The 13095-nt window shown below is 51.0% G+C and carries 11 protein-coding genes; 4 read left to right on the top strand and 7 right to left on the bottom strand.

What is annotated here, in order from left to right; genetic code table 11:
• Nucleotide 1: 1 nt before the first annotated feature.
• Nucleotides 2-550, bottom strand: coding sequence for a nuclear transport factor 2 family protein (locus H144_RS0102510; RefSeq protein WP_019940454.1), 549 nt, complete (start codon nt 548-550; stop codon nt 2-4).
• A 200-nt stretch (nt 551-750) separates the two neighbouring features.
• Complete coding sequence (gene metH / locus H144_RS0102505; RefSeq protein ID WP_019940453.1) at nt 751-4575, bottom strand: methionine synthase; 3825 nt, start codon at nt 4573-4575, stop codon at nt 751-753.
• 189 nt (nt 4576-4764) lie between these two features.
• Here metH and H144_RS0102500 point away from each other — a divergent pair, with 189 nt between their 5' ends.
• A complete protein-coding gene (locus H144_RS0102500; RefSeq protein WP_019940452.1) occupies nt 4765-5241 on the top strand; it encodes an Lrp/AsnC family transcriptional regulator in 477 nt (158 codons plus the stop codon).
• A gap of 74 nt (nt 5242-5315) precedes the next feature.
• On the opposite strand, the gene H144_RS31325 is transcribed toward H144_RS0102500, so the two are convergent.
• Entirely contained in the window at nt 5316-5930 is a 615-nt protein-coding gene (locus H144_RS31325) for a PepSY-like domain-containing protein (protein ID WP_019940451.1), read from the bottom strand.
• Between the two features lie 220 nt (nt 5931-6150).
• Here H144_RS31325 and H144_RS0102485 point away from each other — a divergent pair, with 220 nt between their 5' ends.
• The 3 genes from H144_RS0102485 to H144_RS0102475 all read left to right on the top strand — a co-directional run bounded on the left by H144_RS0102485 (nt 6151) and on the right by H144_RS0102475 (nt 9267).
• Complete coding sequence (locus tag H144_RS0102485; protein WP_026350354.1) at nt 6151-6765, top strand: RNA polymerase sigma factor; 615 nt, start codon at nt 6151-6153, stop codon at nt 6763-6765.
• Nucleotides 6766-6850: 85 nt separating this feature from the next.
• Nucleotides 6851-8290 carry a hypothetical protein gene (locus tag H144_RS0102480; protein ID WP_229207829.1) on the top strand — a complete coding sequence of 480 codons (1440 nt, stop codon included), beginning with the start codon at nt 6851-6853 and terminating at the stop codon, nt 8288-8290.
• 92 nt (nt 8291-8382) lie between these two features.
• Nucleotides 8383-9267, top strand: coding sequence for a Ppx/GppA phosphatase family protein (locus H144_RS0102475; RefSeq protein ID WP_019940447.1), 885 nt, complete (start codon nt 8383-8385; stop codon nt 9265-9267).
• Nucleotides 9268-9352: 85 nt separating this feature from the next.
• Here H144_RS0102475 and H144_RS0102470 read toward each other — a convergent pair whose 3' ends face one another.
• The 4 genes from H144_RS0102470 to H144_RS0102455 form a co-directional block, all read right to left on the bottom strand.
• Nucleotides 9353-9721 carry an SxtJ family membrane protein gene (locus tag H144_RS0102470; protein ID WP_019940446.1) on the bottom strand — a complete coding sequence of 123 codons (369 nt, stop codon included), beginning with the start codon at nt 9719-9721 and terminating at the stop codon, nt 9353-9355.
• 101 nt (nt 9722-9822) lie between these two features.
• On the bottom strand, nt 9823-9972 hold the full coding sequence (locus tag H144_RS34540; protein ID WP_015812275.1) for a DUF5989 family protein: 150 nt from the start codon (nt 9970-9972) through the stop codon (nt 9823-9825).
• A 74-nt stretch (nt 9973-10046) separates the two neighbouring features.
• The gene (locus H144_RS0102460) at nt 10047-11168 is read right to left on the bottom strand and encodes an SGNH/GDSL hydrolase family protein (RefSeq protein WP_019940445.1); all 1122 of its coding nucleotides are present in this window, start codon (nt 11166-11168) and stop codon (nt 10047-10049) included.
• Between the two features lie 26 nt (nt 11169-11194).
• Entirely contained in the window at nt 11195-13057 is a 1863-nt protein-coding gene (locus tag H144_RS0102455) for a carbamoyltransferase family protein (RefSeq protein ID WP_019940444.1), read from the bottom strand.
• Between the last annotated feature and the right edge of the window lie 38 nt (nt 13058-13095).

Raw genomic sequence — 13095 nt, 5'->3', positions numbered from 1 at the left:
ATTATTTAACCGTTTTGTCTGATTTTGCTACCAGCGTGATCGGATCGGCCTGGCGGTGAGCGATTTTCCAGACGTTGTTTTCTTTCCGGAAAAGGACGGTAACATGCAAATCGGCTTTGCGACCGTCGGCGAAGCGGTAATGTTCCTTCTGGATCAGGTAACCCTGCATCGGGCCTTCCTGGCTGGCTACTTTTTCATAAGTGTAGACTACATCCTGCACAGAAGTCTGGCCCGCGGTATTCAGACTGGCTTCGACGGCCTTCCATCCCTTCGAATCCGTATTTTCTACCCCGCCGAAGATAGTAACGTCATCTTCATGCGACCATAGGGTTTTGAGGAATGCCGGATTACCTTTTGCCATTTCCTGGTTTGCTTTTTGAAGATCGGCAATGGCCGCGTCGAGCGTGGGCTTTAAGGCATGTTTACGGGAAACCGGGCTGTCGTAACCTGCGGTGATGACTGGCTGGGATGTTTCCCTGGTTTTCGTCCTGTATTTAAAGGACGAAGCCAGCAGGATAAGGAGAATGAAGACAGAGATATTTCTTTTCATGGCTAATAAACTATTAAGTTCTCACTTAAGTAATGCAAATATCCGCTGTAAAATTTTGAGAAAATAGCGTATAAATACCTGATTAAACCGCGGCATACCACCTAATTACGCCTTTCTGTTAAAAAAATTATATTTTGGGCACAAAAAAAGGAGAATAGTAATCAACTATTCTCCTTTTGTATTTTTCAAATAATGCTGCATCAATAGGCGAGCACCGGCGATAGCCATTTTTCGATCTCTTCCAAAGGCATATTTTTCCGCCGCGCGTAATCCTCAACCTGATCCTTGTGAATCTTGCCCACCGGGAAGTACCGGCTGTCCGGATGCGAGAAATACCAGCCGCTGACGCTGCTTGCGGGATACATCGCAAAGCTCTCTGTGAGAGTGATACCCAGCTCCTCCGCACCGAGCAAATCGAACAAATGCCGCTTTTCGGTGTGGTCCGGGCAGGCCGGATAGCCAGGCGCCGGTCGGATCCCTTTGTAATCCTCCTTAATGAGCTCTTCATTGGTGAGCCTTTCGTCTTTGGCATATCCCCACAGCTCCTTACGCACTTTTTCGTGCATCAATTCCGCGAGTGCCTCCACCAGACGGTCGGCTAATGCCTTGATCATGATGCTGTTGTAATCGTCGTGATCTTTTTCATATTTTTCCAGCAATGCCTCGATACCCACGCCGGCCGTTACCGCGAAGCCTCCAATGTAATCGACATGGCCGGATTCCAGGGGCGCGACGAAATCGGAGAGGCAGTAATTCGGCAAGTTGGCCGCTTTCTGGCTTTGCTGACGCAAATGGTGCAGTACCGCGGCGGTATCCGCTACCAGCTCGCCCGCGTTCAGGTTTTCTACGCCATGCTTGCTGATTTTGTATTCAATATGCTGGTGCGAGCCGTGGCGTTCGCACGCCACTTCTTTCGTTTCTTCATCGAAATGGTGCAGCACAATGTCGTCCCCGATCGAGTTGGCCGGCCAGAAACCTATTACCGCACGTGCTTTCAGGGTTTTGTCACGAATGATTTCGCCCAGCAGAATTGCCGCGTCCTCGAACAACTTCGTCGCTTCCTGCCCTACTACCTTATCTTCGAAAATTTTCGGGTATTTGCCGTGCAGCTGCCAGGTCTGGAAGAATGGCGTCCAGTCGATATACTTCGCAATTTCCGCCAGATCATATTCGTCGTAGACGCGTGTGCCCAGGAACTGCGGTTTCACTGCCTTGAATGTGCTCCAATCGATCTTCGCTTTATTGTCCCTGGCCTTACCGATGGCTACATGCGCTTTTTCACCACCGCGTTTCGAATGGTCGTCCCGCAGCTTCGCATATTCGGCTTTAATATCTGCCAAAACTTCCGCCTGGCTTTGCTGGCTTTGAATGAGCTTACCTGCTACCGGCACCGAGCGCGACGCGTCGAGCACGTGGATCACCGGTCCCGAGTAATTCGGATCGATTTTCACGGCCGTGTGAATGCGGGAAGTGGTAGCCCCGCCAATCAATAGCGGCATTTTCATGCTGCGGCGCTCCATTTCTTTCGCCACGCCTACCATTTCGTCCAGCGACGGCGTGATAAGGCCCGAAAGACCGATAATATCAACATTGTGCTCCTGCGCCGCTGCGAGGATCTTGTCGGTCGGTACCATTACGCCGAGGTCGATGATCTCGTAGTTGTTACAGCCGAGTACGACGCCTACAATGTTTTTACCAATGTCGTGCACATCTCCTTTTACGGTCGCAAGCAGTATTTTCCCGGCAGATGAACCTCCTTCACTCTTCTCGGCCTCGATAAATGGTTGCAGATACGCTACGGCCTTCTTCATTACCCGCGCCGATTTCACGACCTGCGGCAGGAACATTTTACCTTCTCCAAACAAGTCGCCGACAATGCTCATGCCGTCCATCAGCGGCCCTTCGATCACTTCCAAAGGGCGTGCGAACAGGTGACGGCACTCTTCGATATCTTCGTCCACATAGTCGGAAATACCTTTGACCAATGCATGGGAAATGCGCTCCTTGATCGGAAGCTGGCGCCACGAAAGGTCCGGCCCGCTTTGGGTTTTACCCTTGTCTTTTACGGTCTCCGCATAGCTTACGAGGCGTTCCGTCGCATCAGGGCGGCGGTTGAGCAACACATCTTCCACCAGTTCCAAAACATCTTTCGGTATTTCATCATAAATACCGATCTGACCGGCATTCACGATACCCATGTCCATTCCCGCTTTGATCGCATGGTACAGGAACGCCGTGTGGATGGCTTCACGCACGGGCTCATTACCGCGGAAACTAAATGAAACGTTGGAAACCCCGCCCGAGACCTTCGCATGCGGCAGATTTTCCTTGATCCACGCCACGCTTCGAATGAAGTCGACGGCATAGTTGTTATGCTCTTCCATTCCCGTCGCGACGGTCAGGATATTTGGGTCAAAAATGATGTCCTCGGCCGGGAAACCCACTTCATCCACGAGAATACGGTAGGCGCGTTCGCATATTTCAATGCGGCGCTCGTAGTTATCGGCCTGGCCCCGCTCGTCGAATGCCATCACCACGGTAGCCGCACCATAGCGCAGCACCGTACGTGCCGATTCTTTGAATTTCTCCTCCCCCTCTTTGAGCGAAATCGAGTTCACGATGGATTTTCCCTGCACACATTTCAAACCCGACTCGATCACCTCCCATTTCGAAGAGTCGATCATCAAAGGCACTTTAGAAATATCGGGCTCGGAGGCGATCAGGTTCACAAATGTCTTCATCGCTTCCACGCCGTCGATCATACCCTCGTCCAGGTTGACATCGATCACCTGTGCGCCACTCTCCACCTGCTCGCGCGCGATGCTGAGCGCTTCGTCGTACTTGCTTTCGCGGATCAGGCGCGCGAATTTTTTGGAACCGGTCACGTTGCAGCGTTCCCCGATGTTCACGAAGTTGGTCAGCGCAGTGATTTTCACCGGTTCGAGCCCCGAAAGCTTCATCACCGTTTCCGATTCGGGCAATGTACGCGGGCTGTGCTTGCCGGCAATGTCGGCGATCACGCGAATGTGATCGGGCGTGGTACCGCAGCAGCCTCCGATGATATTGATCAGGTTATCCCTCAAAAACCCGTCGATAATTTCGCCCATCTGCTCCGGGGTCTGGTCGTATTCGCCCATTTCGTTCGGCAGACCCGCATTGGGGTGTGCAGATGTGTAAAAAGGGGATTCTTTGGCCATAATCTGCACGTAAGGACGCATCAGATCGGCCCCCAACGCACAATTAAGCCCCACCGAAAGCAATGGCAAATGCGATACCGACGTCAGGAATGCCTCGGTAGTTTGTCCCGAGAGCGTCCGTCCCGAAGCATCGGTGATCGTTCCGGAAATCATGATCGGCAATGCCTGGCCCGGCTCGATTTTCCAGGATGGCAAATGTTCCACCTTACCGGCTTTGGCATCGGCGAAGAACTGGTCGATCGCAAATAGGGCCGCTTTGGCATTAAGTGTATCAAAAATCGTTTCCACCAGCAGCAGGTCGCTACCGCCGTCGGTCAGGCCCTTTACCTGTTCGTAATAGGCTTCTACCAGCTGGTCGAAGCTGATCGCCCGGAAACCGGGGTTGTTCACGTCCGGCGAAAGCGATGCGGTACGGTTGGTAGGACCAATGGAACCGGCCACGAAACGCGGCTTATGCGGCTCACGGGCCGTAAATTCATCGGCCACCTCGCGGGCCAGCCGCGCCGATTCGTAGTTGAATTCGTAAACGAGCGCTTCCATCCCATAGTCGGCCATGGCGATGGTTGTACCTGAAAATGTATTGGTTTCGGCGATATCCGCCCCTGCCGCGAAATAGGCGGCGTGAATTTCCTTGATAACGTCAGGACGCGTCAGTGAAAGCAAGTCGTTGTTGCCCTTCACATCCTGGGCCCAGTCCTTGAACCGTTCTCCCCGGTAGTCGTGATCCTCCAATTTGTACCGTTGGATCATCGTACCCATAGCGCCATCCAGTACCAGAATACGGTTTTTGAGAATTTCGCGGATATCTGCTTTTTGAGTTGCTACCATATGTGTTTTAAATAACTGATGATCGTTTCGCCGGAAAAGCACATGCTTTCTGAATCAGCAAATTTAAGTCAATAGATGTTTTATTCAATAAAATGAAAAAATTCAGATTAAAAGTCTGGAACTTCTGACGCATCTAAACTATTTATCTATCTTCGAGGCCATCTCGAGTTGAATAAAGATATTCTATCTATGCATAATCTGGACGATATCGACGCCAAAATCCTGCATTTGCTGCAACAGGACGCTACTTTGAAAACACGCGAATTATCGGAAAAGTTGAACCTCTCCTACACGCCTGTGTATGAACGCGTGCGCAGGCTGGAAAAAGAGGGGATCATCAAAAAGTATGTCGCGCTGATCGACCGCGAAAAGGTGGGCAAGAAGCTCATGGCTTTCTGCAACATCGCATTGAAAGAGCATTCGAAAAGCATGGGCGAGAAGTTTGTAAAAGCCGTTCTGGCCATGCCCGAGGTAATGGAATGCTTCAATATTTCGGGAGATTATGATTTTTTGCTGAAAGTGGTGGTAGACGATATGTCGCAGTACCAGCAGTTTTTAATGCAAAAACTCGGATCGCTGGAAAATATCGGCAGCACGCACAGCCTGTTTGTCATGGGTGAGATCAAAAATTCGTCAGCGCTGGAAATGCTGCCCTCTAAAAAATAAATACGGCCCCGGAAAATCCAGCACCGTATTCCAACTCACCCCTAACAAAATATCTTGTTGATCAGTACGATCGGTTAATGTCTCTTATGGCCCCGTCCCACGGGTTTTTCCAGTTCCTTATTGAACGATCCGTCGGCATTGAATAGGAGCACTTTCACTTTCTCATCTACCAATATTCCTACATAATATTCCCCGGTATCGTTCGTACCGGCCAGTTTGATTTCCGCTCCCGCGTAGTTGGAGGTAATGTAGCCCGTCACATTCGCCGGCAATGCGCTCGCTTCGATTTTGGTCAGTTTCGCCTTGTGCACATGCTGTTTCAGCTCCGCTTTGAAAGCGCCGTTCGCATCGAAGAACAACCCTTTTACCGTTCCGTCGGCCAGCGTGATCGCTACAACAATCTTGCCCGACTGGTCTTTTGCCGCATATTTAATCTCCGAACCCGCGTAAGCACTGTCGATGTAAGCGGTTACCGCAGCGGGCAGGTCGGCCGTTGCCACTTCCGTCAGTTTCCCTTTGCATTTACCTACGGTCACCGAGTCGGTCAATACCGCATACCTCGCTGCCGATTCCACTACCGTTTCAAAATCACCCGCCTCAGTCTGAGGGTCCAACGACTCGCTATTCTTCTGACAGGCCGTAAACCAGATGCCTGCCAACACTACCAGCAAAAGAGAAACTTTTTTCATGATATACTCACGGGTTTTTGTGAAAGTATCAAACTGTTATCTGCCTTTACGCCCCCTGGAAAGCCCGTGTTGCATGGCTGATGCATTTTTTTCGATTTTTTTCGTGACTATCCGCGTTTTCGAACACGGAAAAGTTTTCGTAATTTTTTGCAACAGATACGCGCGCAGGGACGTAATCCAATGAGAGTAATTCTATCCCTGACAACTTGATACCCTGACCTTGCTTTTTAGAAGAAAAATATCTTTTAACGAAAACGACTTTGAGTCGGTGGTAGCGGCGTGTATTGCCGGGGATAACCAGGCGCAGAGGCATTTATATAAGCAGTATTTTGGTTATTCTAAAAGCATTTGCCTGCGCTACACCGGCACCACCGAGGAAGCTGAGGAAGTTTTGAATGAAGGATTTTTCAAAGTATTCAACAACCTGGGAAAGTACGATCCCAACCACCCGTTCAAGGCGTGGCTGCGGACGATCATGGTGAACACGGCGATCAGCTATTACCGGAAGCACAAAAAGCATACGGAAGATGTGATCGCGCTGGAAGACGCCCCTTATCCCAAATTCGATGAAGATGTAATAAGCCAGATCACTGCTGAGGAAATACTGGAACTGATCCAACAGATCAAACCAGTTTATAAGAATGTATTTTTGTTATACGTGGTGGATGGCTACAATCATCGTGAGATAGCAGACCTGCTGCAAATCAATGAGGCGACCGTGCGATCGCATTATGTTCGCGCCCGGGCCCGCTTGCAGCATTTGATCAAACAATATTACCCACATCTCTTCCCAAGTGATTGGGCCGTTAAGTCATTCAGAGGCAATGAAAACTAATAAATTTGAGAACACTATACGTCGAAAATTAGAGAGTATCGAACCGGACTTTCAAGAGCAGGACTGGGCCCGCATGCAAAATCATATGCAAACGCACACCCCGCCGTCGTTCCTGCAACAGTATGGTTCCTGGATCGGGTACGCCGCCGCCGCTTCTGTGACGTCGGTGATGGCGTTTTTGTATGTCAACCAGCTCTCTCAAAACGACCATCTGGTACAGGATGTGAAAAACCTGCAAAGCCAGATCGAAGTCATCCGCAACCAGCCCGCACAAGTAGCGAAAACGGATACGGTGTATGTGCTGCAAACCGCGCCCGACGGCCAGAGCTTGCAGGCCTCGGCCCGTACAAGCAAGCTTTACAGACAGCTGAGCCGCTTCCGGCAACCATTGCGCGGGGACCTCGCCGAAACCGGTTCCGCGGCAGCTTACACAGAAGGGCCTGCTGAAAGTGGAACGATCCGGCCTGCATTGCCGCTCGCTGACAACAGCGCTGCTGCACCGGGAGCTGGTGCCGGGATAGTCAATGCCGAAAAATCGGCCGTCTCTCCTGGCAATGCCGGCGGTGCATCGCAGGTTTCGGCGCAAGGCCTGGCAGGCAATACGCTTTCAGGCCAATATGCCGGGGCAGGGCAGCCAACCGGAGCGAATGCCCATTCCGGCAGTGCGGTCAATCCACCGATAGCACCAGGCAATGCGCGGACGTTCGATGCGCATTTCGAGATCGCATCCATCGACGCCCCGATTGAAATGAATACCGGCACCTCCCTGAAACGGAAAATGCAGTATGAACTCGCCGGCAAGCTTTCGAGCCGACAGGTCCAAAAAGCATTGCTTGCCAATCATATGCAGATCGCCAAAGCGCCTGTTTCAGGTAAGAAGGCCGAGCAGGTGGCGCAAACCGAGAGTGTCATCCCGAAACTGCCGCTCAAAACGCCTTATCGCTTCGGTGCGGGCTACCAGGTAGAAGGGAATGGTTCGGGTAAAACGGTGCTCGGGGAAGTCATTATCAAGAAGAAATTCTCTATTGCGGCGGGCATTACCTGGCTGAAAGTGAAACCGGCCGAGTTCTTCAACGAAACGGTTTTCAGGGAGAAAAATCGCAGGGATTTTAAAACGGCCCACCCGGGCGAAGTACCGCTGATATTTAACTTGTACAATATCAAAATCGACCAGAGCGTGGTACAAATGCCGCTTACCCTGGCTTTCCGCAATACAATGAAGGACGATTGGGCCTACTATGCGAGCATGGGAACGAATATCAAGCTCTCGTCCAGGGAAACGATTTCTTTCGATTGCCGCGGCCCTAAAAACGAATTCTTCAACCAGACGATCTCCAAAAGCGGGGACCTTTCGGCGATTACTTCCATGAATTTTGCAGTGGGCGTCGAGAAAACCTGGCACCCGATCGTCGTGCAGGCCGAGGCTTACTGGTTCAATTATTTCAAGGCGAGTACACCGCTGAGACAGAGCGCCGGACCTGGCCTGAAAGTGAAGCTATTGTACCAGATTGGCCGTCAAATGTAGTTTTTACGCAGGAAGTTTCGCGGGCAGGTATTGAAACTTGTCCGCGAAACTCTATTTTTGGCCTTTATTAACTTCCCCTATTTGACGAGCTTTTGAAATTCGCAGCCATCGATATCGGATCCAATGGTGCCCGTATGCAGATCTCTTCCGTTCTGCATGACGAAGGCATTTCACGCTTCAAGAAAGTCGAATACGTACGTTTTCCGCTTCGCCTGGGACACGATGTGTTCACACAGGGACGCATTACGCCACAGAGCGAAGACCGGATGATGAAACTCATGCTGGCCTATCAGCTGCTGATGGAACTCCATGAGGTCGACGATTTTATGGCCTGCTCCACGTCCGCCATGCGCGAGGCGGCCAATGGCCAGGACGTCCGCGACCATATCGAGCGGCGTACCGGTATTCACATCCAGATCATCGACGGACAGAAGGAAGCCGAACTGGTCAACAATGTGGTCGTAAAGTCGCTGAGCGAAGGCCAGTATATTCACATCGACGTAGGCGGCGGAAGTACCGAGCTGAACCTGTACCAGGACAGGCAGAAAATCAATGCGAAATCTTTCAAACTGGGTTCTGTTCGGCTTTTGGAAGGTAAAGAATCCAAGAATGCCTGGATGAAGATCAAGGAATGGATCGAGCAGAATGTCGATTACGGCAAGCCTATCCAGGCGGTGGGTACGGGCGGTAATATCAACAAGCTCTTCGATTTGTCATCCAAACTCACGGAAAGCTCGACGAGCCTGGATGAAATCGTGCGAATGAGAAACTATATCGACCAGTTCTCGCTCGCCGACCGCATTAACAAATTGCAACTCAATCCCGACCGCGCGGACGTGATCGTGCCGGCGGGCGACATTTATACCTCGGCCATGCGCTGGGCAGGCGCAAGCGTCATTCACGTTCCCGACGTGGGCCTGAAAGACGGAATGCTGCAATTACTTTACGAGCGGGCGTGCCGCAAAAAAAAGGCCTGAAACCAGGCCTTTTTCATTGAATGGGATGTTGAACTTCCGAAGTTTACGTATCAGTACATTTTCCAGCGCGCTGACGGAACGGATGTTACCAAACCTGTTCCAGGTCTTTTGCGGAGTATTTATGGTTACGCTCTGTAAATACGGTATCTGAATCTTCCTTTTTCAGGTGCAGCGGGTTCTTTTTGGACAGCCTCGCGATTAATGCCACTGGGAAAAGGACTACGAAAAACACCAGCGACAGGAGAATTTTACCATTGATCGCCCCGAGCACTTCCGCCAGCTTGTACCAGCCTTTCACAATGAGATCGCCCGCTGCAGGGATCGCGATGCTCAGAATGCCCACCGCTGCTGCGGCGATGAGGAAGTAAGGATATTGGGATTTAAAAATAAAGTAGAGAACAACCAGCCCGGTCACAATCACGAGCTGCGCTTTGACTTTTTCGGATTCACTCATTTTGATAAGGTAATATTGGAATCGGTAGCAATGCACGCTGCAATGCTACCGAGCGAAGGTTTCGAATGGAACTGGATTGATCTGCTTTTGAACTGAAAGGATCAGAACAAGGTGTAGATGAAAGGCGCAACGGCCGAACCACCACCGATCACAATCAACACGCCGATCAGGAGCAGGACGATGATCACCGGAGCGAGCCACCACTTTTTACGCTCCTTCATAAATGCAAACAAATCTGTCAAAAAATCCATTTTAATATAGTGTTTAGAAAATCAAATGTAAGACTTAAATACTTTTTATGCACACGGCGTGCATTAATAATGAGTTACCGTTTGTTAATCGCCTGGTACAGTCTGTCCGCAATGAGCTGGTTGAGCGCCGCACTTCCGTGGCCGTCATTTTTACCCACAACACGTTCTTTTTCAGGTATTTTTACCACGCCATCGTTAATACCGACCACCGTCACGTTATTCGACTGCAAGTATTGTTCCACAGGCTTGGTATAACCCGCGCTCTTGTCAACCTGGAACAGGAACGGGATGAAAACGGCATACATCTCCGCCTTGGTACTGTCGCGGTAAGCGAGCATGCCCGACAGGTCGCGTAAATGCGCATTCAGGACCGTGGTGTCGGTGTAGGCGGTTTGCACGAATTTTTCAAATGTGCTGAAACCTGTGTGCGGGAGCTGCCAGTAAATGAAATTGGGCAGATAAAAACGCTTCACGACTGTTGCCATCGGCCCGGTGAGGTCGGCGTACGGTTCCGCTCCGGTGAGTGTGAGTCCTTTTTCGCGGCCTACTTTTTCGATGTCGTTCGGGAAGTATTCGAGAATGATCATGTCCGGTTTGACGGGGAAATCCTGCAAGCGCTTCACCTCGTCGCGCGTGTCCGCGCCCGACATGCCGAGGTTATAAATGGTGTATTTATCCGCTCCCAGTTTCGCTTCAAGCATATTTGAAAAGCGCTCGTTCACGTCTTTCAGGCCATGCCCCGCCGCAAATGAATCTCCGATGACGAGTATCTTTTTCTTGCCGGGCTCATTCTGGACCTCCTTATCGTGGTAGCCGAGTGAATTCACAGGCTTCCAGTACTTTTCCCACCATATCTGTGACGCTTTCGAAAGCACTCCTTCGTGGCTTTGCGGCACGTACATGAAGATGATTTCCAGGAAAATAAGCACGACAATCAGCGGCGTCACGATCGTCACGATGTTGGCTACCAGCCCTTTGGCCTTACTTTTCACTACGCCGTAATAGAATATGCGCAGGATTTCGATGATCAGCAGGAACCAGAATGCGAATTTGGCGAGCCGTACGTGCCAGCTGTCGCTTTGCGGATAGCCCGGATAGTCGAATTTGATGTGAAACTTGTCCGGATAAAAAAGGAACACAAACAGCAATCCCAGGAACAGAATGCGGATGATACTGGTAACAATTTTAGATGCCATTATTTCGGGTGCTCAATGATAGAGGATTAGTCAAGAACGAATTCTTCCTTCCAATTATCTTTTTCCAGCCACTCGGGCTGCTTCTTTTTGTCGAAAATATAGTTTCCTACCACGAGGTAGTCCATTTCAGTACGCATAAAGCAGCGGTAAGCGTCGTTAGGCGTGCAAACGATCGGTTCCCCGCGTACGTTGAAGCTCGTATTCACGATCACCGCATAGCCCGTCATAGCCTTAAACGTGTCGATCAGGTCGTAGTAGCGCGGGTTGGTATCCTTATGTACCGTTTGAATGCGCGCCGAATAGTCGATGTGCGTGATCGAAGGCAGGTCAGAGCGTTCGAAATAAAGCTTCTCACGCAAGTCCAGCGAGCCATAATTGGCCGGCACCGGCTTGCGACGGCTCTCAGCCACGGGATGGACCAGCAGCATATAAGGTGAAATACCGTCGTAATCGAAGTAATCCGAACAATCCTCGGCCAGTACCGATGGCGCAAAGGGCCGGAACGACTCCCGATATTTAATTTTCAGATTGAGCTTCTTCTGCATTTCGGCATTGCGCGGGTCGCCGAGGATGCTCCGCCCGCCCAATGCGCGCGGCCCGAACTCCATCCGGCCCTGCACCCAGCCTACCACGTTGCCTTCCGCCAGTACACGGGCCGTTTCCTGCGCGAGGTCTTTGAAATTCTCGTAATGGGTGTAAACGGCCTTGTATTTCTTGGCCGTCAGTGCCACGTCGAGGTCGGAGAACGTAGGTCCGAGGTAGGAGCCACGCATGGCGTCCGCGTGCCAGGTTACCTTCCTGTCCTGACCGAAATAAATATGATATGCAGCTTGCGCGGCACCTAACGCCCCCCCGGCGTCACCGGCAGCGGGTTGGATGAATATGTCTTTGAAAATATTCGCCTTTTGGAGCTTACCGTTTGATACACAGTTTAGTGCGACACCACCCGCCATACAAAGGTAATCGGCGCCGGTAAGGCGTTTGGCCTCTTTCGCCATTCTTACCACGGCTTCTTCGGTAATGTTCTGGATCGCCAGCCCAAGGTTACAATGCACCGCTTCGAGCGCATCCTCCGGTCGGCGGGTTTTGAAACCGAACAATGCCTCCCATTTGTGCTCATTGACCATTTTCAGGCCGGTAGCATAGTCGAAATACTCCTGGTTAAGCCAAACCGAGCCGTCCTCTTTCAGGTCGATGAGGTCTTTCAGTATAATTTCTTCGTATCGTTTAATGTCCGGCGACGACGGGTTACCGTACGGTGCGAGACCCATCAGTTTATATTCCCCTGAGTTCACGCGGAAGCCCAGAAAATAGGTAAATGCGGAGTAAAGCAAGCCCAGCGAATGCGGGAAACGCAGCTCTTTGAGAATGCTGATATCCTTCCCTTCACCCAGGCAAATGGACGCCGTTGCCCATTCACCCACGCCATCGATGGTCAGGATCGCGGATTTGTCGTAAGGCGAGGGGTAATAGGCACTGGCCGCGTGCGACAAGTGGTGCTCCGGGAAGAGCATTTTCACTTTCTTCTTTTTATCGTATCCCAGCTTTTCCAGCTCTTCGTTGATCAGCCGTTTCAGGAACATCTTTTCCTTGATCCATACAGGCATTGCCGTCAAAAACGAGCGTACCCCTTTCGGAGCGAAAGCGTAGTAGGTTTCCAGCAATCTTTCAAATTTCAAAAGCGGCTTGTCGTAGAAAACAATCGCGTCCAGTTCGTTGATGGACAGCCCGCCGTATTCGAGGCAAAATGCAACTGCATTAGAGGGGAAACCGGGGTCGTGTTTTTTACGGGTGAAGCGCTCTTCCTGTGCTGCGGCCACGATTTCACCATTGTCAATAAGCGCAGCGGCCGAGTCGTGATAGAAAGCCGAAATACCTAAAATTTTCATTCAAGCGTGTTTAAAATACCATGTCTAGTTTACCTCAC

This window comes from Dyadobacter beijingensis DSM 21582 (assembly GCF_000382205.1).
GTDB classification, from domain to species: domain Bacteria; phylum Bacteroidota; class Bacteroidia; order Cytophagales; family Spirosomataceae; genus Dyadobacter; species Dyadobacter beijingensis.
The sequence above is the reverse complement of the archived record's forward strand: the minus strand, read 5'-3'. Positions and strand labels throughout refer to the sequence as shown.